The organism is Candidatus Enterococcus courvalinii, assembly GCF_017315945.1.
GTDB classification, from domain to species: domain Bacteria; phylum Bacillota; class Bacilli; order Lactobacillales; family Enterococcaceae; genus Enterococcus_B; species Enterococcus_B courvalinii.
The window spans coordinates 78,663-99,356 of the sequence record NZ_JAFLWI010000009.1 but is presented as its reverse complement, the minus strand read 5'-3'; the positions used below and the strand labels follow the sequence as shown (position 1 = coordinate 99,356).

Here is a 20,694-nt window from a genome sequence, read left to right as displayed (position 1 = left end):
GTTTCTTTTTTTATTCCCACTCAATTTGATACAGCTTACTTATAATCCTTGATATGACAAGGATTATTACTGTTTCTCTAGTTTTTAGGGGACAATCGGGGGACAACATTCATCTTCACCGATTGATTTCCGTTAAACTTACGCTTTGTTTCTTTTGCACTAGTAAAATTAAAATCTTCGCCCATTTTTTTTGCAACGTCTTGATCTGGATTTGGATATAAGTGTCCATAATGGCGAAGAGTTATTTCCCCAGAGCTATGACCGAGTCTTCGGCTTAGCTTAAGAATATCAGTACCCATTTGAATTAAGTGGCTAGCATGGCTATGTCTAAGCCCTTTAGGCTGTATGGGGTGAACGCCTGCAAGTTCAGCATACTTTTTCAAATTACGGTTTATTGTGCATTTAGACATCGGTAAGCCATCATAAGTTAAAACATAGCGATCTACTCCCGCTTCATGTTGTCGTGTGTGCCAAGCTTTAAGAACTTTTAGTGTTTCATCATCTAAAGAGATAGTTCTTTCAGCATTTTTTGTTTTCATTTCATGGGTGGGTTTCCAACATTCACGCTTACCTGTCGGAATAATATTCTTCCAGATATGTAGCGTTTTCTTGTTGAAGTCAATATCTTCCCATGAAAGAGCAGTAGCTTCGTTTACACGAGCTCCTGTAGCGAAATACAGCACAATCATTACATACATCAAATGTTCATAGAAATCATCAAGGCAAATAACGGATAGGACTTTTTCAAATTCTTTTTTCGTCCAAAAGTCAACGACTGCTCGACCTTTTGGAAGAGCTTTAACTTTATTGGCAGGATTGCCGACAAGGTAGCCTAATTGAACCGCATGTTGCAAAATCCGCTTAAAGTTAGAAAAGAACTGGCTTGAGTAGCTTTGTGCAAAGCCTTTATTCTTTACCCAAATCTGAAAATCATTGACTATTTTTACATCAATATCTTTCAATTTTCGTTTACCGAAATAGCTTTTGATTGCGTTTAGCATAGGAACACGACTTTCAAACGTTTGAGCTTTGACAGTTGTCTTATACCATGGAAGATATTCTTCATCAAAAAATTGTTCAAAGGTCATTTTTGAAGCAGAATAAGCGCCAGTTTTGAAATATTTAGCTTTAGCAATTGTTGCATAGCGATTTGCTTCTACAGCACTTTCGAAGGGCTTCCCTGTATCATTAGTAGTCGTTTTTAGTCTATTTCGTTTACCAGTTACAGGATCAGTTCCAAGTGAGATTTGCACTTGGAATAGACCGCTATCTAACTTTGTTATCCCTGAATATTTAGTTTTAGTTGCCATTTAAATCATCTCCCTCTGGAATTCGGGGTTCGAACCCAATTAGAGATTTTATGGCGATAGTTGGTACAGAAATGATTTTACGATTTTCGTAAATATCATATCCAGATTTAACCATATTTTGTTTAGCTTGTCGAATTAAATTTTGTGCTTGGTAACTGGTGAAGCCGATTTTTTCAAGATCATGCTTAGTAATAACTTGTTTATACATATAAGAAACCTCATTTCTGTAAAATAAAAAAGAGCCCTGGAATAAAATGATTCCAAGGCTCATTACGTAATAAATTTTTTGCTTTGAATAAATTGCTATAACGATAAATAAAAGTAACTTGCAGATAGATTTGCGCTGTCTTTAATGTAATCTTGATTACGAGCAATAGCTAATTCCATCTTTTCTAAGTGTTCTAGAATAGCAAGGTATTCAGGCATAACATCTTTTCCCTCTTTCATAAGGGCATTTTCAATAATGCTATTATTTTGTCCCATGAATAGACTTAATGCGGATAGCTGTTTTGCAAGTTGATCGAGTGCAATTGCCATAATTTGGTGGCATTCTGGGCTTTTCATAGATTTAAGGATACGTTCAATAGTTTCATTATCATTTGTAGACATAGTGGTAATCTCCATTTCTAAGGTATTATTAGTAACCTGTATTTGTTGTAAATTTTATTGCGTATTGCTAAAAAATTTTAGTTGTATTTAAGTCAGATGGTTGAAACGCGTTAGTTAGTAAGAATATCTAAACAAATTGAAGCGAACTCGGTTGAATTGTGGACATATTCTTTATATTCTCGTATTTGCTCTTCCATTATGTCTAAGTTCTGTACAAAGGTCATATACTCTTTCATGGTAGGACGACCACTTTGATTAACTGTATTGCGGATAATTTGATTGTTTTGTTTCATAAATTGTTCTAGTTTAATCAGTTGCATTTCAAATTGATCGAGTGCAATACCGATTGTTTGTTGCCGTTCTGGACTATTTGTAAATCTAATTGAATCTTGATGTTGTGATTTAGATTTAGAATTGTGTCTTTGTTCTGTTTAAATTGTTTCGCAATCTGTTTTTTATATTTTGATTTACCCATGATAGAAAATCTCCATTTCTGTTTATATTATTTTTATTAGGTTTATTTTTGTGGTTCAGTGCCGATTACTTCAGAATCAATAATTTCATTTGCTTCGTCGTTGGTTTCTTCATCTTGTTGTTTCTTACGTTTTGGGTTGTGTCTTCGTGAATCAAGATATTTTGAAAAGAAAAAAGTATGTTGCACGATTAGACTCAGAAGCGTGTAGTTATTATCCCTGGCATAATAGACAAGTTCTTCAAATTCAGTGATATTTTGGTCTTCGATTACATCGATTACATCATTCATAAACGTGTCGGAGTTTTGTTCTAGTAAGAATTTATCCAAATCAAAACCTGCACCACTTTCAATATCTTTTATGTCGTAAGAAGTTTTTTCTGGATTTTCAGCATGAGTGAAATAGTCAAACATACCTCGAGGGGACATTACAATTTGAACGTGAGAAGGTCCGTTTAATTTTTCACTGATCAATTCTGAAACTTGAGTGTAGCTTTTTAGAGATTCAAAGAAGAGCGCTCCGTGCTTATGCGATTTTTTGAACTCTTTCGTTTTTGTGTCAATGTCTTTATCGTGCCAAGGGCTTAAAATATAGGGAACTTGTATTTCGTTCAGTATCTCTATATAGTTTTCTGGAGCACTTTCTTTATAGATCAGGAAAGCCCATTTGTTTGATCTTTGTTTGTTCGTTGTTTCTGTCATACATATCTCCCGTGATTATTGATTATTGATCTAATGGGGGGTCGTAGTAACCCCCATTAGATCGAATTTATAAAGCAGCTATATATAAAAAAAGAGTGCTATCGGGGCTCTTACTGCGTAAGCCCCGAAGCACTCTTTTGAATCTTTGTTTATCTTTTTTTACCCTCGATGAATAGGGCGTTTTGTTGGCGATTACCATTTGAAAAGTAATAGTCGGGAATACGATTGGAAAGTTGCTCTTTCAATTGTGCGTCCATATCGTGGAGCATTTTTTGCGCCTGTTGTGAGCGAGGGATTTCAATATATACTAGAACTATATCGTTTTGGATATCAATCACACTACGTTTAGCAAAATGATTAAATTCTCTTGTCACTTTGTTACTAGTTTTTGTTTGCGCCAGTGTCACGGGTGCAACGAGGTCTGTTTCGTTATGTTTTAAAAAACGGTGTAGCTCACGAGTTTCGCCCATTGAAGCCTTAAAGTTTCTCACTCGATCATTTTTACTTTTGTCTAAAATTAAATATAGATAAGTAGCAAACATTAAGACTGTTAATGCAAAAAGACCGACTAAAGAAATGTTGTACGCTAAATTAGTATAGGTACTCAAGAAGGCAGGAAATTTTAAAAGTGACAATTCAAATAAAGTAGCTAATAGTTTAGAAATGAATCCCAAAAACAGTAGAGGGATTGCGAGTTTAATAAGTGTTTTGGTGGTTAGATACCCTTTGATAAAAGTAGTTTTTTGCATTATAAAATCCCCTTTTTTGTGTAATATGTTGGACAAAGCAGTGGTAAAACTTGGTATGGATGTTCGTTATCGATAACTTGAATTAAGCCAGTCCCTTTTCCGAGGGGAATGATGATCCCGTTTGGGTCAAGGTCTGGAAATAAAAATTGTGTGGTTTTTTGGTTGATATTTCCGATCTGAATCAGGAGATTCATTTGTTCCCGAACACTGACAGGAACAGATGTGTGATCAAAACGCTGTGATACAAGCAACAGATGGATTTTAGTAGCCCTTCCAAGAAGTGCGATTTGGGAAAGTAATGAGAAAAATGATTCTTTAATAGCTTTGTTGACACCTTCCGATAGCGCCAAAACTTCATCAATGACGATTGTAATGTGTTTGAATTTTGTAGAAGGATTATTATAGAGAATGGCTTGTCGATCTTGAATTGTATTTAAGCATTGACTTAATGCTTCGTTAACTTCAGAGAGAAAATCTGACTTAGAGCGATTTTTTTGCGGGTGAATAACTGAAATGCTGTTAACGCGTGCCCAACGGCTGGGGCTATCAAATTTAGGATCAACAATAATTAGGTCTGAAATAGGTTTTAGAACACTTAATAAATAAGTAAGCATATAAGATTTTCCCGACCCTGAATTCCCGCAAATTGCAATAGAAGTGATTTTATTGTAATCAACACTAAGATTTTTCATGATTGGGAGAGTCATTCCCGGAATAGTCGGAATAAAGCGGTCTAAATCAGGAATAACCAAGCGCTCTGAAATTCCGGGTTTCATTGGAAAGAAAAGCCCACGTTTAACATGGATATCATCTGTTTTTAAAGGGACAAAAAAAGCGGAATTCTGTTTTAAAACGGTAAACATTGGATAAAGAGCAGCATTAGCAATTAGGAAAATCTTTTGGTATAAATTATCATCAATGATATACCCAGATGGAAGGCGGGGTTGGAAAATAAATCCGCCTTCTACAATCTTGCAATCGAAACTGTTCGTATAGCTAGTTTCACCGGACATTAAAGGACCTAGAGCCATATTTAACGCTTGGAGTAAGTATTGTTCAATTCGTTTATTTGTCATTATTTAATCTCACTCAAATCATCTGCTTTGAAGTATACGTTGTAGCGAATTTCGATTCCCTTTAAGTTTTCGAATTGAATCAAAGTCATGTATTTTGGTAATGTCACTTCGTTTTCAAATTTCACAGAAAAAGGAGGAAGACCTTCTTGTGAAAACCATGCTTTGTAGCCTGTGATTTCATCAGTCCGTTTATTGTCTTCGAACTTGTATTGTTCTTCCAATTCTGTACTTAAGAGATAAATGGGTTTATTAGTATCAACATATTCTTTTGCGGTTTGTGTGGAATATCCACCTTGTTTATATCGTGTTTTCACGGAGGAAAACCCCTTTCTAATTTCAAATAGTTATATTTTTAGATCATTTCTACTTAGGAACGGAAGTGCGGGACTGCGTATGCTTGCTTTCATGGATTCACCTTCTTTCAAAGTTACGTAATTCCCGCTTCACCTATAAGGAGAAAAAGGAGACGAAAATTAACCAATATCGCTAAATTATTGATTTACTCCATTTGGGGTAGTGTTGTATTGCGATTTTTTTGAATTTTCCCTTCATCTATAAGGAGAAAAAAGCGGTAGAAATTAACTAGTTTGAGTAAAAATAATTATTTTTTTTCGCAGATCACAAATGGTAATCGCTTCCATAATAATCGAAAAAGTTTTGTGCCATTTTTTCAAGAGTTTTTAGTTTCCTCTTTCGTACAGCGACAGGACTCATGTTTAACTCAGCTCCGAGTTGCTTTAGAGTTTTAGCTTCAAAATACAATCCCAGAATAATTTTTTTATTTGTGTCATCAAGTTTGTTGATTGTTTTGTAGAGAAAATTTAATCGTTCTTGTGTAATTAGGATTTGTTCAGGAGTATTAGGATCATTAGAAGCATTATAAGAATTTGGATGTAATAGAGCGTCAGATTCTCCGCTGTTAAAATCCGAGTTAAATTTTCTGTGATATCTGTCGCGTCTTTCAGCGCTTTCTTGTGCTTTTCGAAATTTTTCTAGTGTTGCGATTACTTTTTTCAAAGGCTCATTGTTTTCTAGGTTCTCATCAATTTTACGAAGATTTTTTTTCATATTTTCCCTTTCTGCCACCAAGTAGATAAAAAGAGAGTTTTGATAAAACTTAGCCAAGTTTGAAATTTTTTTGGCCAAACAAAAAAGGCGCAACTAGACGAATGTGTCTAATTGCACCTTTGTAAACTTCTTTTTTTATGTCTTTCATTTAATAGTGGAATTTCTTTTTTTTTTGATTTTTTATGATTATACGATTACAAAATATCCATTAATATTATTTTTTAATAAAAAAGCCCCTTTCTCTATTGACTGATTTTGCTAAAATTTTTATAATGCTTTTGAACAGAAGAAAATTAAATTAATTACATGAATTGAGTGGGGTGTGGGGACGACAGTCCTCATGATAAACGTTTGAAAAACGTTTAAGTAAAACTTGCGTATGTAAGTTTTATGCTCTTGAACTTTAAAATTTAAGGAAGATTTTGCCCATTTTTCGTTTTGGCAAATTTATTTTTATTATGTAAGTTAAAAGGAACGACCTCAAAAGAAGGTTGTCTTTTTTTATTATGTATGTTAAATAGTGTCTGATTAAGAAAAAATTCAATTTACTTGTCATACGATATTTGTAAATAGTTAGCTAAAGAAGCCACCTCAAAATGAAGTGGCTTCTTTTGTGTTTAAAACTGTTCTTTCTTCGGTGTTCGATTCTGCTCTACTAGGTTTAGAAATTGTAAGAGAAGTCGAACCTCTTCTTCTGAAAGTCCTGCGGTTTCCATTTTAACGGGTAAATGATCAGAAATCCCTAACAAATAATCAGATGAAACCTCCAAAACATCACATATTTTAATCAGTATTTCAACGCTGGGATATGTTTTTCCTTGCTCATAGGATGTAACAGCCCATTTTGATACACCGAGCCTATCTGCTAGGGTTGCTTGAGTCATTTTCTTTGTTTTACGCAGTGATTTTAATTTATCGCCAAAATATTCCATACTCATAAATAAATACTACTTCCATATGCGGTGTTTTAAATGCTTGTATAGTATTTAAAGTACCATTATGGAAACGTTTGTGATAAAATTAATGCTGGTCTAGCATTGAAAATCACTTTTTGCTAGAACAATAAAAATATGCGAGGCGAAAAAAATGGAGAAAGAAAAAGAGGTTGTTGAAGGTATTGAAAAAGAACAAGTAGATTATTTAGGCAAGGCGAAGGGCATATATGGCTCAATTAAAGAGCATCTACAGCCGGATTTTAGAAAACAATACAATGTAAGACGATTTCTTAGCTGTCTACTACTTTATATTATTTTGTTAGGTATATTCAGCAATGAAATGGCCATCCTTAGCATTGCTAGTTTAGGTGCATTTCTATATGCAGTTCTAGCATTTATTTTTTGGCACTATTCATTTTGGAGTTATCAAGGTGGGATTATTGATACTTTTTCCAGAAACTTGATTCAATTTGGCTCAATTTGGGGGCTTGTTTGGAAAGCAGTTGTCCAAAATATTCTTATTCTTTTCTGGATTGCTTTTATTGCTCCTTTTAGTGGCATTAAGACATGGCTAAAGGCAAGTAAAAACAATAAAGTATTGATGATTGAAAATGATAGAAATGATCGTTGGGCATAAGAGAGGAGCTGCCGGAAAATGAAAAAGAAAATTATTTTAGGATTACTCACTATTTTTGGCATAGTAAGCCTTGCAGGTTGTGGGCAAAAGTTGAGCGGTACTTACTCTGCAAAAATTAATTTAATTCTTGTCGAAAGTGAAGCTAGCTATGTTTTTAAAGGTGATAAAGTCACTGAAAAAGCAGATGGCGAAGTTCAAGATGAAGGAACTTATGAAATTGAAGATAATAAACTAACCATGACGTTTAGTGAGGATAAAGTTCTTACTGCAAAATTATCAAAAGATAAAAATTCATTTGAAGCAGATGATTTAGGAATTAAATTCATTAAGGAAGAAAAATAAACCATAGAATATGAAACAGCGTATCAATGAAACACTTACTTATGATAGAGATGGAGGAATATCTTTTGAAAAGGATTTTGTTAACGTTAGGAACACTACTAATGGGCCTAGTTTTATTAGGTGGTTGTAAACAGCAAGAAGAAAAGAAAGTGGAAAAACAAGAGAATTTATCAGGAACTTATTTTTATGTTCAAACGTACGGTGTTGATGTCTCGCATAATGATAATGTAATTCATTCATTAGTCCTTAGTAGAACAGACAAATCAAATAAAAATTATTCGGCTGTAGAAAATGGTCGACATGGTTTAGGTGTTAATCAAGGAACAGTGAGCGTAGATGGAGATATTATCAATATTAAGATGGACAGAAATTCATCAGATTTAAACTTAGAAGAAGAAACAGGAATGGGATACAATATACAAGATGTTAAGGGTGGGACATTTACCTTTAAAAAAGGTGTAATGACTATTTCTGACGATTTGAAGCTATATAAAGATAGTACCGAAAAAGGAGAAAAATATCAGACAATCTTCGGTGGCGGGAAAAACTGGCAACAGGTTTTTCATACTCCTGACGATGAACAATCCACAACCGAAAGCTCTGATACTTCCATGACTACGGAATCTTCAACAATTTCTGAGGAGAATAGTATCGTTACTTCACAGATGAAAGATGGCGATTTTTCGGCTTATGAAGGAACTTGGACAGCAGAAGGTGAGCAAAATAGTTTTGCTATGACTATATCAGCTGGCAAGATTACATTTACAAGATTTGGCGATGCGGTATGGACTACCGATGGCCTAAACTATACATCAACAAGAAATGGAAATGGTACTATATCTGTTGTGGCAGGAACAGGTGGAACTATTGCAGAGCTTAATTCTGGTGAAACTATTAAAGACGGGGATTTTACAATAGAATTCAATGATTCAAATGATGATTTTTCTACAACTGATCAATCAATAAGACTATTATTCTATAAGGCAGGAACAGAATTGTTAGATTCTGATAGCACAAAAGATAGGTTTGTCTTTCAAGGTAGCAAGGATGGCTCCTCGTTATTCCGTGATAATGAGGATATTATGTATAAAAACTAAATGATAAAACTAAGAAAGCCCTAGTTATACTGGAAACTAATCCACTATAATTAGGGCTTTTTTATACAGTTGTTTATCTAAATTGAGGGGACAATCGGGGGACAGTTCTCCCGACTTAACCTTGTTTTATGCTATTTTATACCAACTAAAACGCCATAAAATCCCTTTAGACACGCTATTACTGTTATTAAAGGTCATTCCCACTCCAATGTCACAGGTGAGCTTAAAACACTGTTAAATCAGTGTTTATAGCACTTTGTATATTTCTTGGCGGGGATTCTGGCGGGAAACTAGATTATTCTTATTTTTTTATGGTTTGATTCCCGTTAAAAGCAATCTTTGTCTTTTTAGCAGTTTGAATCTTGATACTACCGGCCATTTCCTTTGCGATACTTTCATCTGCACCCGACCACATATGTGAATAATGCTTTAGTGTGATTTCTGGGCTTGAATGACCCATTCGTTTGGAAAGGACTAGTACTGAAACATTGAACTCATTGATTAGAAATGAAGCATGAGAATGCCGTAATCCCTTTGCTTGGATTTTGTGAACACCGGCAAAGTTTGCATAACGCTCAATGATTCTACCAATAGTGGATTTAATCATTGGAAGTCCATCATACGAGAAGACAAAATCATGGATTCCTACTTGGCTTTGACGCTTTTTCCAAGCTGCTAGAATTGTAAGAGTATCATCATCTAAGACAATTGTGCGCTTACCATCATCTGTCTTCGTGTAATCATTACGATCCCAGTCTGTGCGACTTCGTGTAACTAGCATATGATGGACTCTAAGACGTTTGTTCCTAAAATCAATGTCATCCCACCACAAAGCCGTGCCTTCATTTACACGCACTCCTGTCATGTAATACACCCACAGCATGACAAAACACAAATGTTCGTAAAAACCATTGATGCAAATAGTTGCAATCACTTTTTCGAATTCATCTTTTGTCCAATAAGCAACATTGCATTTTCCTTTTGGGATAGCCTTCACACGTTTTGAAATATTACTCTCAAGATATTGCATGGTCACAGCCATATCTAAGCTTTTTCTGAACATACCGAAAATCAGACTAGCATAGCTTTGAGAATAACCCGCACCACCAGAATTCTTTTCGGTTAGTAGCCAAGTTCGATAAGATTGTACATCTTCCACATTGATTTCGCGTAAAGGTTTGTCTGAAAAGCGGTCACGGATATTTTCTAAGGTCTTTTTTCGGACTGAAAAAGTACTTTCTTCTACATCTGTTTTGTATGCCGGGATATAGACCTTATTCATGAACTCTCCATAGGTCAGATGGTAGTTTGCATATTTTTGGACTTGATGATATTCTCTCTTTATCCTAATCAATTCTTTGTAGGCTGCGTGGGCAGACGTGAACTTTTTTCCAGATTGGTCCGTTCTGCCTTTTTTGCGTAGTCTTTTTCCTGTAATACGATCGGTTCCTAGCTCTGTTTCATAGTAAAACTGATTTTCTTTATCTACATAAACTCCTGCATACTTCGTTTTAGCCATTGCTGTTTTCCTCCGACTCTAGTTCACAACCTAGAATGGATTCAACAACTTCTTTTGGCACGCGTCCAACGCGCTTGTTCATATAGAATGGATATCCTCGTTGTACCATGATTTCTTTTGATTGTCTAATGATATTTTGTGCCGTATGTTTCGGATATCCCTGTTCCATTAGTTCATTTTTATCAATAAACGCTGCCATCAATTTCACCTCACTTAGTAAGAATCTTCATTTTCCAATTCCAGTATTTTTTGTTCGATAAAGGTCTGATCTATTTCCGTGAATTTCTCTTTGCCCTTGGCTAACAGTTCCTTCAAATAGACTTCCGCTTGATCTGACCCATAGGCTTGCAGAAAAGCTTCATAAACCATGGCAAGAGATTTCGAGGTGGCGTTCTCTAGCCAGGACTTCTTCTTGGAAAAGGTTGGCTTTTCCCGAATCACGCGCAAGGGAATTTTTGGAATACTTCCTACAAATTTATCCCACCATTTCATATTCGGCCAACGCGCTTTATTGTGATAATTAACTGGTCCTTTGGGTTTGGTCTTGAAGCTGTAGTGGGAAGCTAAAATACCACGAATTACCGTATTAAGTGGTATTCCTTTCGCAAGCTTTTCTACGGCTTGCCGAGCTTTCTGATCGGTTAATTCCAATTCCCAGCGAACCCATTCGTTGACTTGGGCAATTTCACCCGTCTTATCTCGTACTTCTTGTTTTTTATCATAAATCCGAAGTAGTTGAGGTTGAGCACCGATATAAAGCGTGTGGCCTGTCAGAATGCCATCCTGTAGTTGCCCGCTATTTACTTCCCGAAAGTGGCGGCTTTGAGAGCTGAGTTGGCCGTTCTTCACGTATTTTTGCAAAGTAGATACAGGAGGAGAGGAGCCGTCAAACAAATCCATTGCCAAGTCGGCACGAGTAATGGTTCCTTTGGCTTTTAAAATGGTGGCTAAGAATTTCTGCCAATGCCAACCCTCCACGCTAGACATATATTCTTCATATTGACGACACCCTTGACCCGATAAGTTTACTAACAGATTGTTGTGGTGATCACTCTGGTGAATGATAATATCTGCGAAGGAATAGTGAGAATCGTAAGTGGGAAAAGGGCTCCCTTTCTTTTCCGAAGTGAAGTCAGAAAGGGCAATTCCCAATAAGTCCGCAACTTTTTCCATTGAAGAATCTGGTAATGAAAAACGTAGAAAATCGATCAGACATTCGTTACTTTGCCGGTGTGTTTGGTTCATTCACTTCTCCTAGTTGATAGGAGGTGGCACTGATTTTCAATGCTGCAAATTGCCAGGTATCAATCATTGGTTGACCTTCTCCCACAAATGATTTTTTCTGAATTTTTCGGGGATAGACATTTAAACCAGTAAAACGAATGGGAATCAACTCGCCGTCTTCATAGTTATCTAAAATGGGCAATTCTTCTTGATGCTCGACCATAATGGTAATCGGGGAGCCGAGTTCTGTTCCGCCATTATTCAGAACCAGTTCGACAAAAGCCCGATCATAGACTTTGAAGGTGAGGGTCATTAGTCCAGTCTCTACACGTTCTCCAACATGGTTTTGTTCACGTTCCATCCGCATTTGAATATCACTTTTGGCAACGACAAAACGTTGAGGGAGTTTGAATTGTTTCAGGTCGAAACGAAGGCTGGCCAGATTAACCGTTTCTGAATCGTTTAGTGAGATACTGGTTCCTTTTTGGATCATTAATTTTTTTGACATGTGTATTTCTCCTTTGGTTTGGTGTGATTTTTGTTAGCTGATTAACTCTTGCTTGGGTTGGACTACGAATAGCGTTCATCAGATTTCCATCCTTTCACCTCTACCACGATTCAGATTCCTCTATTAGTGAAAAATGAGGAAATTCTTAAAATTTCTTTGATAGGTAGCTGTTTTTTTCGTTTGTCACAAATAAGAACAATCTATTTGTTGAAAAAGCTCCCAGTGGTGAATGAAATTATCTAAAGATAAGGAATTCTTAACGTATTGGGAATTTATCTGACTAAATTATTTTGAGGATGGTCCTCTCTTTCTTTCCTCTTTACTCAACCCAAAAAGACGTGTAAACGAACTCGGCTCTGCCGCTGGCAGCCGGTCCGTTCACACGTCTTTTGGGTTGTATTGGATTAAATTTGAAAAAAATCGAATCCTTGAAAAAGTTTACTGAGGCCTTTTGTAGCAACCCTAAGAGGGATTTTCAATGAGTTTGGTACCCCCGTGTTACTAACGGGAGCATTCAGAACCTATAAGTATTATTTTTATTAAGAGAGAATCAAATTTTTAGTATTTGAGAACTGTGAACTTAAAGTGTATTTGAGAAAAAAGAGAGGAGATACTTACAGGAAGTAGGTCAATTGTTACATATTTGGCGTAGATCATTACATTAGCGATAATATACTCCGACATCCAAATATAATGTTTTTGCTTATTTGATGCTTGTTCAAATTAATATTGACTTGAAAACCGATATTGTTTAGTATTATGGCGCCTTAATAAACTATTATTTACTGATAGAAAAGGAGAGCTTTATGATAAAAATCGCTATTTGTGATGATTCTAACGAAATATCTTCACAAATTGAAAACTTAGTTCATCGCTATAGTCAAAATATTTTTCAAATTGATATTTATAATACATCTCAGTCGATTGGAAAAAAGATAAATGAAGGAAAGAATGAGTACGCAATATACTTCTTGGATGTTGAAATTGATGAAAAAAATGGAATAGAAATCGCTCATATGATTCGAAAACGTGATATCAATGCTTTCATTATATTTATTACTAGCTATAAAGAGTACATGAGTGATGTTTTTGAAGTACAAACGTTTGATTATATTTTGAAACCAATAACAGAAAATAGACTGTTTAAGTTATTAGATAAAATTTCTTTCTTGGGTAATTTTGAAAACAATAAATTTGTTTATTCTGTTAACAATATAAAACATTTTGTATCTTATGGAGAGATATTGTATTTTGAAAAGCAAAAGCGCCAAACAATTCTGTTCAATAAACTTGGACGGGAAGAAGTTTTTTATATGAATACAGACGGAATACTAGCGCAACTAAATGAATCGTTTGTTCAGATTCATACTTCATATATTATCAATATTTATGCTGTAAAAGAGATAGGGAAAACAAAAGTCATTCTTTCAGATGATTCCAATGGAGAAATTGAATTGCCCTTGAGTAGAAAGTATAGAGAATTAGCATACCAAAGAATCTTAGATACATTCGAGAGGATGATCTGATGGACATCATTTACATAAGTATCTCAGTGTTTGTCGAAACTCTTTTGAGTTGGTATCTTTTTAAATCTGATGGTCACAGCAAATCAATAAAAGGTAGTAAGCTTTTTAGGTTAGGGATTATAATGGGTATCGTAATTATCCTAGGGCTAACTTCTATAAATACGGTTTTTACGAATTTTTCAAATTTGGTAACTTTTTTTGTAATTAATATATATGTGGCTAAGATGTTTGATGTGAATAATCGCAGAATATTATATCTTGTAGGTAGCTACTTTTTATATTCTATGATTTCTGAAGCAATTAGCTTTTATACGCTTGATTCATTGTTCTTTACAAATGAAAGTGAAAATACATTTTTATTAGTGGGGTTATTTTTAACCAGTACATTAAAAATGATATTTGTTGTGTATTCATCAAGTAAGAGTATGCAACAAAAACATGACAACATACCAGTTAGAGTATTTCAATGGTTACTGACAATTCCTTTTTTATCATCATCTATATTAGTTGGTGTGTTATATCTGGACTATTATTATGTGGATTTTTCGAAAAAATGGGTATTCTTGATTTTACTTTCGATTTTCCTTATGAATGTAGCTGTCTTCATTCTTATCAATAATATATCAGATTACTATAAAAGATATATTGATTCACTGAGGACCATGAGTTCAATTGAGAAAAAATTACAGTACTATAAAAGTATTGAAGAATCTTTTGAAAATGTTCGCTTGATCAAGCATGATTTGAAGAATAGTTTAACAACGACTTTGGCGTTACTGGAGAATAATCAAGCGGATAAGGCAAAAGATTTCTTAGGAGAGATTATTAATCAATCTGAAAAATCAGAAGTCAAATTTTATACATGGAATGAAATTTTAAACTATATTTTGAACGAAAAAATCGGAATTGCTGAAAAAAATAATATAGCAGTTAGTCATAATATTTTAATACCAGAAAAATTTAGTATAGGAAATGATGTATTAAGTGTAATTATTGGAAATCTACTTGATAATTCAATTAATGCCTGTATTGAGATGGATGATAGACTAAATAAAGAAATCAAAATTAATATCAAATTGATTAAGAGAAATTTAGTTTTGAAAATAGAAAACACCTATGACTCATCGATGGTGGTACCAAGAAAAACGAAATCCACTGGCTTGGGTCTGAGGAGCGTAAAAAAATTAATAGACGAAAAACATGGAATTTACAAAATTGAAAAGACTGATAGTTGCTATGCAACTTCAATAGTTTTATTTGATGTAACTAATTAAGGAGAGAAATTATGAAAAAATTATTATTAAATTCACTGAAGATAGTAGCAGTAGGAGTAATAACGTTTGATATTAATGCAACTTGTACATTTATTTTTGGGCAAAAAAAACTACCAGACTTAGCTAATAAATATAAAAAGAATGTTTAAAAGTATTAGCAAAAACCTTGCAGTAAAGATGGCAGATCAGTCCCTAATTAGCAGTGAAGAAATCTCCTTATTCGAATATGGAATTGAGCAGGCAATTAAATACTTGTTGTTGTACATTTTAGGTTTAATAACAGCGGTATTCTTTAATCTAATTATTTCATATTTATATTTTTGCATCATGCTAATTAGTACAAAGAGCTATCTCGGAGGAAAACATTTTCACAATGAAACATGGTGTATGATATCTTCAGTTTTATTTGTCATTCTTACCTTGGAGGTTGCTCAACTAATTACAAAGATATCAACTAATTATGACATGCTATTTGCATTCTGTGTGATTCAAATAATGATTACTATTTCTTCAAAAGTGATAATTCATAGCAATCAACCTCTTACAAGAAGAGAGATTGAACTAAACAAAAGGAAAAGCAATATTCTTTTGATAATCCAATTATTAATTCTTTTTCTATGCTGGATTACTAATTTTGATGTATTATTACCGATCTCGTGTTCGTACTTTTTCTTGTATCATTTAACACGAATCAATTAAAAAAACTCTGAGGTGCACTTTATGTGTACCATCAGAGTTTTTTTTATAAGTGAATTATATAGTGCATTTAAAAATATTTAACAATAGATAAAATTATATAAAAATGACAGTCTCTCATTTTTCATATCTATGGCTTCTGTTTTTCTTTCTAGATGAATATAAGAGAAATTCGTAATAGTTAGAGAAGTACAACTGTTGATCGTTACAAATACCACGCTGAATGATACACACATGAATTGATATATAGTTCTACAAATATAGTAATAATTGTAAAAAGTCTTTGAAATAGAGAAATGGAAGTGAGTTAATGCTGCTAAAAGAATTAGTACTAAGGAAAAAAGTTATCTATACGCTTTTATGTATTACTCTTATTTTCCAATCTTTGACGATGATACCTTTTTCTTATTTATCCAAATATATTGTGGATGATGTGTTGATTTCTAAAGATATGAAGAATATTGGAGGTGTACTTATAACTTTCCTTATCCTTATGGTTTTACAAAGTATTATTTCTAGAGTGGCTGCAAGACTGAACGTTAATTTTTTTCAAGAAGGGCTTTATTTTTTAAGAAATCAGGTTTTTCATTCAGCAATTTCTGATTCGGACATAAGTCATCAAAAAATATCAAATATCCAAACAGCAATTTTTTCAGATATAGATAATTTGATAAGTAACTACACGACGATAACAGTTTCTATATTTTCAAATGTAACTTTAGTTATAGGCTACCTTTCTTTGATGATTTACACTAATATTACTTTGTCATTTATTACTCTTGCTCTTATTCCATTTCAGATTATATGGGTCAGTATTTCTACAAAACGATTGAAGAGGTATCAGCATGAATGTCAAAGGCAAAGAGATATACTTCAAGATAGTTTGAATAGGAATATTCTTAATGTTCCAACAATACACGTTTATAACTATTTTAGCAAAGTAGAAAGTATTTTTTTAAAAAAAACAAAAAGTGTTTCTAATGCAAATTCGGAGATTTTACTTTTCCAAAACTATGTTCAAATAGTAAGCCAATTCATTTTGCTTCTTATTCAATTTGCTCCACTATTTATAGGGTCCTACTATGTATTTAAAGGTACGCTAACTATCGGAGCATTGATTGCATTTAATTCTATGTCAGTACAGTTAATTTCTCCTGCTTCAAATCTAGTAAACCTCATGAACAGCCTTAAAATCGCAAAAGTTCATGAAGAACGTCTTATACCATATCTTATAAAAAAAGAAATGTACTTCCCAGATAATCATCAAGTTGAATGTGTAGATAATTCAAATCTAATGTATATTCGGGACTATCGATTGTACTCAAATAAAAAGGAAATAATTAGGATTAATGAACTTAAAATAGGAAAGGGTGAACGCATACTCATTAAAGGAGGAAATGGTACTGGAAAATCTCTTTTTTTAAAAAGTTTAGTAAGGCTCTACAAAAACTATAAAGGTATTATAAATTTACGAGGCCAAGATATCTCTTTGATGTCACATTCTGCGCTCTCTTCATCAATTGTTTATGTTTCGGAAAATGATGGATTTATTTTGGAGACACTAAAAGATGAATTAAATATTACAGAGCAAAATAACTTTTTCAAAGGAATTTTTCAACTACTGAATTTGTCTAATATAATTGAAAAATTAAACAATGGTATTAAAACGGAGTGCGGTCTTCTTGATGCAAACTTAAGTACAGGTGAGATACAGAAACTACGAATTGCACGAGCTATATTAAGAAACCCAAAAATAATTATTTTAGATGAAGTTTTTACAAATATTGATGAAAAATCAAGGAATACCATTTTGACAGAGCTACCTAAACTCTGTTTTGGTACCACATTCATTTTTGTTGAACATCATATTGATGAAGTCTATTTTGATAGAGTTCTATCAATCGAAGGGGACAATATTATTGAAACTGTGCCAGATGATAGGAAGGAAGGCTTAGCAAATGAGAATGCCAGTCCAATTTTTGGAATATAAAAAAACATATAAACATATTAACTTAATACACATAGTTTATCCAGTTTTGACAAACACAAATTTTGATAAAGCAAAAGCTATTCAATCAAAATATCCTATCTCAATAGGGATTATTTCTTTAGGGCCTTTGAGTATTGGATTAATTTCATTAGGTATAGCGGGGGGTGGTATTCTAGGAATTGGAGTATCCAGCTTTGGATTCCTTAGTTTTGGGTTGGTACCGATTGGCCTTTTAGCGATAGGTATTATTTCGACAGGATATCTTTCTATAGGAACAATTGCATTTGGTGTCCAAGCATTTGGTAACATTGCTATTGGAAACTGGTCAGTTGGTAATATATCAAAAGGGGCTCATCCAGTGGTATTAGGAAACCATCCGAGTTATTCACAAATTCTGTCTAGCCTTGATTATATGAAAAATAATATTGATCATAATATCAATTTGTTTGAAAATTTACTATTTATATTTAGTCATTTTGCAGTTTCGATAATTTTAGTTTTTATTTTTGCTTTTACTATCATTATTTGTGCATGTTTAGGGAGGAATAAAAAATAATGAATCTATCAAAATACAATATCATTACAGAAAATGAAGCAGGTGAAAAAATTTTATTCAATTCAATGTCTGGTGCGGTGTTTAAACTAAATAGTGATTATGAATCTATTCTAAAAGCTAATAGAATCCTTGATTTATCAGATAGTGAGATTGATATTTTTAAGAAAAATGGTGTGATAGTAGATGATTCGGAACAACAACTTAGGCAATATGATTATGAACACAATCTATTCAAGTATGATGATTCCTTACTATCAATAACATGGTTAACAACATGGGGATGTAATTTAGAATGCACATACTGCTTTGAAGGGGATAAGAAGAATACGAAGATAGTTTCAAATAAGTCTGATATTGATAAAATGCTTTTATTTATTGAAAATGAGCATTCAAAACATCACTTTAAATATTTAGCTTTAACACTTTTTGGTGGAGAACCAATGGTGAATTATAAAGGGATTAAGTATTCCCTACCAAAAATAAAAGAATTTTGTGATGATCATGAGATTATTTTAGGTATAAATATGGTAAGTAACGGATTACTTCTAAATGAAAAAAATCTAAATTTTATGATTGAAAATGATTTGAAGATGATTCAAATAACCCTTGATGGTCCTCAACAATTACATGATCAGAAAAGAATTTATCCAAATGGGAAAAGTACTTTCAATAGAATAATTGAAAAATTGGAGTTTCTTCGTGATAATTTTCCGCTGCTCACTATATGTATTCGAATCAATGTTGACAAAGAAAATTATCCATATATTGAAGATTTACTGGCTTTTCTGAAAAAAAGGAATCTTCTTATGATGACAATAGACTTTGGAATTATTCGGGATGAAGCAACTTCTTGTGGGAATATTTCGAATATTTGTTATCCAGATGAAGAATTAGGAAAGATTCTTTATAGTTTATGGCTTAGTGCTGCGAAAAAAGGGCTTTCTATGAGGACGGTTCCAGCTAAAAGATACACATATTGTGGTTTAAATAGAGAGCATAGTTATACCTTTTCGCCAGAAATGAACTTTTACAAATGTTGGGAACATTTAGGAGATGAAGAACATAATTTTGGTATTTTGAATGAACGTGGGGAAATAGAAATTACTAATCCAAATTATTATGATTGGATGTCAAAAAATCCAACAGCTATATATGAGTGCGCTGAATGTAAGTATCTCGGTTCATGCGGTGGTGGATGTAGCGTAAATTCATATAATCAAAGTGGTACCTATAATTCAGCTGGCTGCTATCAGGTGAAAGGGGTAATTGAAAAACAATTAGTCTTTTCACTTAATAATAATCAAATTTAGAGAGGAGAACGTGATATGAACTATGTTGCAAATTGCTACGAATCTGACAAAGATTCAAGAATAAGTGTTTGTGTTTGCGGGTTAAATCTTTGTATCGAAGCCTGTGGTCTCAAACTTTGTGGTGCTCATTTTTGTTCAGCAAACGCTTGTGGTATTAATTAAATTATTAGTGGAGGGAAGTTAAATGGACTACGTTTCAAATGTGTATGAACAACCTATGGCAAATCAACAAATTGATCCAAGAGCATGTTTAATAAACTTATGCGCTGTACATGGAAATTGTATCATTAATATTGGATAGAGGAGGTGCATTATGGAGTATATTAGTAATGCCTATTCGGATCAGTCCGACTCACATCAGAAAAGTCTTTGCTTGCTAGACTTTTGTTTGAGAAATTTTTGCTTGATTGATATCTAATCTTTAAGGAACTTGCAACGTTCAATATGATATCTTTAAAAATTTTATTGCTAATGCGAAAGTAAAAGCCCGCCAATGTTTGACGGGTTTTTTATTATGAAATTAATAATTTATAGATAATTTAGCACTGGAGGACTGTAAAGAAATGATAGTTAAAATGGTAAAAATAGCATTCTTATTAGTAGTATTAATATTTGTTCTGTTAAATGAACAGTTTAAAAAGAAATTATATATGCAAAAATTTCCTCCTGAACAGATAGTATACGCCTTTGATAAGGCTAAACGAAATTTGATACTTTTTTATGTAGTATATGTAGTGGGGTTTATGGCTTGCTTAGTGGTTATGATTTTTATAAATGGAGAAAATTGGATAGAAACGTCCAATATTACATTATATTTTCTCTTTGGGCTTATGATACGATTTATAGTAGAATTTCTGACACTCAGGTTTTATCTGATTGGTAAATAAATGAAAACAGGCAATTTAAAACAGGCAGATATATAACATGCTATTTCGAATGGTTTTACTATAATCTTTGTTATCTGTCTTTATATTTTTATCCTTGTTCCAGTTAGAGTAGTTGAAGATTCGATGGGAAGTACAGTAAGTGATAATCAGCGTGTGGTGGGGCTAAGTAAAAAATCCCGTCAGATTTCTCTGGCGGGATTTTGGCGG

At 33.4% G+C, this 20,694-nt stretch carries 24 protein-coding genes; 11 read left to right on the top strand and 13 right to left on the bottom strand.

Annotated features, from left to right (window positions below; all coding sequences use genetic code 11):
- Positions 1-77 precede the first annotated feature (77 nt).
- From JZO71_RS07790 to JZO71_RS07750, 9 genes are all read right to left on the bottom strand, one after another.
- Complete coding sequence (locus JZO71_RS07790) at positions 78-1,310, bottom strand: tyrosine-type recombinase/integrase (RefSeq protein WP_206898939.1); 1,233 nt, start codon at positions 1,308-1,310, stop codon at positions 78-80.
- On the bottom strand, positions 1,300-1,518 hold the full coding sequence (locus tag JZO71_RS07785) for a DUF3173 family protein (protein ID WP_206898938.1): 219 nt from the start codon (positions 1,516-1,518) through the stop codon (positions 1,300-1,302). The genes JZO71_RS07790 and JZO71_RS07785 overlap by 11 nt, the downstream gene beginning before the upstream one ends.
- Before the next feature lie 95 nt (positions 1,519-1,613).
- A complete protein-coding gene (locus JZO71_RS07780; RefSeq protein WP_206898937.1) occupies positions 1,614-1,919 on the bottom strand; it encodes a hypothetical protein in 306 nt (101 codons plus the stop codon).
- Between the two features lie 517 nt (positions 1,920-2,436).
- Positions 2,437-3,093 carry a replication protein gene (locus JZO71_RS07775; protein ID WP_206898936.1) on the bottom strand — a complete coding sequence of 219 codons (657 nt, stop codon included), beginning with the start codon at positions 3,091-3,093 and terminating at the stop codon, positions 2,437-2,439.
- 149 nt (positions 3,094-3,242) lie between these two features.
- Complete coding sequence (locus JZO71_RS07770) at positions 3,243-3,842, bottom strand: hypothetical protein (protein WP_206898935.1); 600 nt, start codon at positions 3,840-3,842, stop codon at positions 3,243-3,245.
- Entirely contained in the window at positions 3,842-4,918 is a 1,077-nt protein-coding gene (locus JZO71_RS07765; protein WP_206898934.1) for an ATP-binding cassette domain-containing protein, read from the bottom strand. The genes JZO71_RS07770 and JZO71_RS07765 overlap by 1 nt, the downstream gene beginning before the upstream one ends.
- Positions 4,918-5,232, bottom strand: coding sequence for a hypothetical protein (locus JZO71_RS07760; protein ID WP_206898933.1), 315 nt, complete (start codon positions 5,230-5,232; stop codon positions 4,918-4,920). The genes JZO71_RS07765 and JZO71_RS07760 overlap by 1 nt, the downstream gene beginning before the upstream one ends.
- A 304-nt stretch (positions 5,233-5,536) precedes the next feature.
- Positions 5,537-5,986: a sigma factor-like helix-turn-helix DNA-binding protein gene (locus JZO71_RS07755; protein WP_206898932.1), complete on the bottom strand. Its 450-nt coding sequence runs from the start codon at positions 5,984-5,986 to the stop codon at positions 5,537-5,539.
- 617 nt (positions 5,987-6,603) lie between these two features.
- On the bottom strand, positions 6,604-6,924 hold the full coding sequence (locus JZO71_RS07750; protein WP_206898931.1) for a helix-turn-helix domain-containing protein: 321 nt from the start codon (positions 6,922-6,924) through the stop codon (positions 6,604-6,606).
- 148 nt (positions 6,925-7,072) lie between these two features.
- Here JZO71_RS07750 and JZO71_RS07745 point away from each other — a divergent pair, with 148 nt between their 5' ends.
- The 3 genes from JZO71_RS07745 (at position 7,073) to JZO71_RS07735 (ending at position 8,997) form a co-directional block, all read left to right on the top strand.
- Complete coding sequence (locus JZO71_RS07745) at positions 7,073-7,558, top strand: hypothetical protein (RefSeq protein WP_206898930.1); 486 nt, start codon at positions 7,073-7,075, stop codon at positions 7,556-7,558.
- A gap of 18 nt (positions 7,559-7,576) precedes the next feature.
- The gene (locus JZO71_RS07740) at positions 7,577-7,900 is read left to right on the top strand and encodes an LptM family lipoprotein (protein WP_206898929.1); all 324 of its coding nucleotides are present in this window, start codon (positions 7,577-7,579) and stop codon (positions 7,898-7,900) included.
- A 65-nt stretch (positions 7,901-7,965) separates the two neighbouring features.
- Positions 7,966-8,997, top strand: coding sequence for a hypothetical protein (locus JZO71_RS07735; protein WP_206898928.1), 1,032 nt, complete (start codon positions 7,966-7,968; stop codon positions 8,995-8,997).
- A 301-nt stretch (positions 8,998-9,298) separates the two neighbouring features.
- Here the strand turns inward: JZO71_RS07735 and JZO71_RS07730 are convergent, their stop codons facing one another.
- From JZO71_RS07730 to JZO71_RS07715, 4 genes are read right to left on the bottom strand one after another with little or no spacing between them, the layout of a single operon-like run.
- Complete coding sequence (locus JZO71_RS07730; protein WP_206898927.1) at positions 9,299-10,516, bottom strand: tyrosine-type recombinase/integrase; 1,218 nt, start codon at positions 10,514-10,516, stop codon at positions 9,299-9,301.
- The gene (locus JZO71_RS07725) at positions 10,509-10,715 is read right to left on the bottom strand and encodes a DUF3173 domain-containing protein (protein WP_010745209.1); all 207 of its coding nucleotides are present in this window, start codon (positions 10,713-10,715) and stop codon (positions 10,509-10,511) included. The genes JZO71_RS07730 and JZO71_RS07725 overlap by 8 nt, the downstream gene beginning before the upstream one ends.
- A gap of 14 nt (positions 10,716-10,729) precedes the next feature.
- Entirely contained in the window at positions 10,730-11,761 is a 1,032-nt protein-coding gene (locus JZO71_RS07720) for a replication initiation factor domain-containing protein (protein WP_206898926.1), read from the bottom strand.
- A complete protein-coding gene (locus JZO71_RS07715; RefSeq protein WP_206898925.1) occupies positions 11,736-12,248 on the bottom strand; it encodes a hypothetical protein in 513 nt (170 codons plus the stop codon). The genes JZO71_RS07720 and JZO71_RS07715 overlap by 26 nt, the downstream gene beginning before the upstream one ends.
- Before the next feature lie 806 nt (positions 12,249-13,054).
- On the opposite strand from JZO71_RS07715, the gene JZO71_RS07710 reads away from it, so the two are divergent.
- The 8 genes from JZO71_RS07710 to JZO71_RS07675 all read left to right on the top strand — a co-directional run bounded on the left by JZO71_RS07710 (position 13,055) and on the right by JZO71_RS07675 (position 20,487).
- Positions 13,055-13,774 carry a LytR/AlgR family response regulator transcription factor gene (locus JZO71_RS07710; protein WP_206898924.1) on the top strand — a complete coding sequence of 240 codons (720 nt, stop codon included), beginning with the start codon at positions 13,055-13,057 and terminating at the stop codon, positions 13,772-13,774.
- Complete coding sequence (locus JZO71_RS07705; RefSeq protein ID WP_206898923.1) at positions 13,774-15,048, top strand: sensor histidine kinase; 1,275 nt, start codon at positions 13,774-13,776, stop codon at positions 15,046-15,048. The genes JZO71_RS07710 and JZO71_RS07705 overlap by 1 nt, the downstream gene beginning before the upstream one ends.
- 11 nt (positions 15,049-15,059) lie before the next feature.
- Complete coding sequence (locus JZO71_RS07700; RefSeq protein ID WP_206898922.1) at positions 15,060-15,197, top strand: cyclic lactone autoinducer peptide; 138 nt, start codon at positions 15,060-15,062, stop codon at positions 15,195-15,197.
- Complete coding sequence (locus JZO71_RS12630; RefSeq protein WP_430733286.1) at positions 15,190-15,747, top strand: accessory gene regulator B family protein; 558 nt, start codon at positions 15,190-15,192, stop codon at positions 15,745-15,747. Before JZO71_RS07700 ends, JZO71_RS12630 begins: the two co-directional genes overlap by 8 nt.
- Before the next feature lie 307 nt (positions 15,748-16,054).
- Positions 16,055-17,734 carry an ABC transporter transmembrane domain-containing protein gene (locus JZO71_RS07690; protein WP_206898920.1) on the top strand — a complete coding sequence of 560 codons (1,680 nt, stop codon included), beginning with the start codon at positions 16,055-16,057 and terminating at the stop codon, positions 17,732-17,734.
- Complete coding sequence (locus JZO71_RS07685) at positions 17,703-18,290, top strand: hypothetical protein (protein ID WP_206898919.1); 588 nt, start codon at positions 17,703-17,705, stop codon at positions 18,288-18,290. Before JZO71_RS07690 ends, JZO71_RS07685 begins: the two co-directional genes overlap by 32 nt.
- Positions 18,290-19,600 carry a radical SAM/SPASM domain-containing protein gene (locus JZO71_RS07680; RefSeq protein WP_206898918.1) on the top strand — a complete coding sequence of 437 codons (1,311 nt, stop codon included), beginning with the start codon at positions 18,290-18,292 and terminating at the stop codon, positions 19,598-19,600. The genes JZO71_RS07685 and JZO71_RS07680 overlap by 1 nt, the downstream gene beginning before the upstream one ends.
- A 563-nt stretch (positions 19,601-20,163) precedes the next feature.
- A complete protein-coding gene (locus JZO71_RS07675) occupies positions 20,164-20,487 on the top strand; it encodes a hypothetical protein (protein WP_206898917.1) in 324 nt (107 codons plus the stop codon).
- The last annotated feature ends 207 nt before the right edge of the window (positions 20,488-20,694 follow it).

What these genes read in the sequence shown, in the direction of transcription:
- JZO71_RS07790 (WP_206898939.1), bottom strand. Translation starts at nt 1,310, where the DNA reads ATGGCAACTAAAACTAAATATTCAGGGATAACAAAGTTAGATAGCGGT.
- JZO71_RS07785 (WP_206898938.1), bottom strand. Translation starts at nt 1,518, where the DNA reads ATGTATAAACAAGTTATTACTAAGCATGATCTTGAAAAAATCGGCTTC.
- JZO71_RS07780 (WP_206898937.1), bottom strand. Translation starts at nt 1,919, where the DNA reads ATGTCTACAAATGATAATGAAACTATTGAACGTATCCTTAAATCTATG.
- JZO71_RS07775 (WP_206898936.1), bottom strand. Translation starts at nt 3,093, where the DNA reads ATGACAGAAACAACGAACAAACAAAGATCAAACAAATGGGCTTTCCTG.
- JZO71_RS07770 (WP_206898935.1), bottom strand. Translation starts at nt 3,842, where the DNA reads ATGCAAAAAACTACTTTTATCAAAGGGTATCTAACCACCAAAACACTT.
- JZO71_RS07765 (WP_206898934.1), bottom strand. Translation starts at nt 4,918, where the DNA reads ATGACAAATAAACGAATTGAACAATACTTACTCCAAGCGTTAAATATG.
- JZO71_RS07755 (WP_206898932.1), bottom strand. Translation starts at nt 5,986, where the DNA reads ATGAAAAAAAATCTTCGTAAAATTGATGAGAACCTAGAAAACAATGAG.
- JZO71_RS07750 (WP_206898931.1), bottom strand. Translation starts at nt 6,924, where the DNA reads ATGAGTATGGAATATTTTGGCGATAAATTAAAATCACTGCGTAAAACA.
- JZO71_RS07745 (WP_206898930.1), top strand. Translation starts at nt 7,073, where the DNA reads ATGGAGAAAGAAAAAGAGGTTGTTGAAGGTATTGAAAAAGAACAAGTA.
- JZO71_RS07740 (WP_206898929.1), top strand. Translation starts at nt 7,577, where the DNA reads ATGAAAAAGAAAATTATTTTAGGATTACTCACTATTTTTGGCATAGTA.
- JZO71_RS07730 (WP_206898927.1), bottom strand. Translation starts at nt 10,516, where the DNA reads ATGGCTAAAACGAAGTATGCAGGAGTTTATGTAGATAAAGAAAATCAG.
- JZO71_RS07725 (WP_010745209.1), bottom strand. Translation starts at nt 10,715, where the DNA reads ATGGCAGCGTTTATTGATAAAAATGAACTAATGGAACAGGGATATCCG.
- JZO71_RS07720 (WP_206898926.1), bottom strand. Translation starts at nt 11,761, where the DNA reads ATGAACCAAACACACCGGCAAAGTAACGAATGTCTGATCGATTTTCTA.
- JZO71_RS07715 (WP_206898925.1), bottom strand. Translation starts at nt 12,248, where the DNA reads ATGTCAAAAAAATTAATGATCCAAAAAGGAACCAGTATCTCACTAAAC.
- JZO71_RS07710 (WP_206898924.1), top strand. Translation starts at nt 13,055, where the DNA reads ATGATAAAAATCGCTATTTGTGATGATTCTAACGAAATATCTTCACAA.
- JZO71_RS07705 (WP_206898923.1), top strand. Translation starts at nt 13,774, where the DNA reads ATGGACATCATTTACATAAGTATCTCAGTGTTTGTCGAAACTCTTTTG.
- JZO71_RS07700 (WP_206898922.1), top strand. Translation starts at nt 15,060, where the DNA reads ATGAAAAAATTATTATTAAATTCACTGAAGATAGTAGCAGTAGGAGTA.
- JZO71_RS12630 (WP_430733286.1), top strand. Translation starts at nt 15,190, where the DNA reads ATGTTTAAAAGTATTAGCAAAAACCTTGCAGTAAAGATGGCAGATCAG.
- JZO71_RS07690 (WP_206898920.1), top strand. Translation starts at nt 16,055, where the DNA reads ATGCTGCTAAAAGAATTAGTACTAAGGAAAAAAGTTATCTATACGCTT.
- JZO71_RS07685 (WP_206898919.1), top strand. Translation starts at nt 17,703, where the DNA reads ATGAGAATGCCAGTCCAATTTTTGGAATATAAAAAAACATATAAACAT.
- JZO71_RS07680 (WP_206898918.1), top strand. Translation starts at nt 18,290, where the DNA reads ATGAATCTATCAAAATACAATATCATTACAGAAAATGAAGCAGGTGAA.
- JZO71_RS07675 (WP_206898917.1), top strand. Translation starts at nt 20,164, where the DNA reads ATGATAGTTAAAATGGTAAAAATAGCATTCTTATTAGTAGTATTAATA.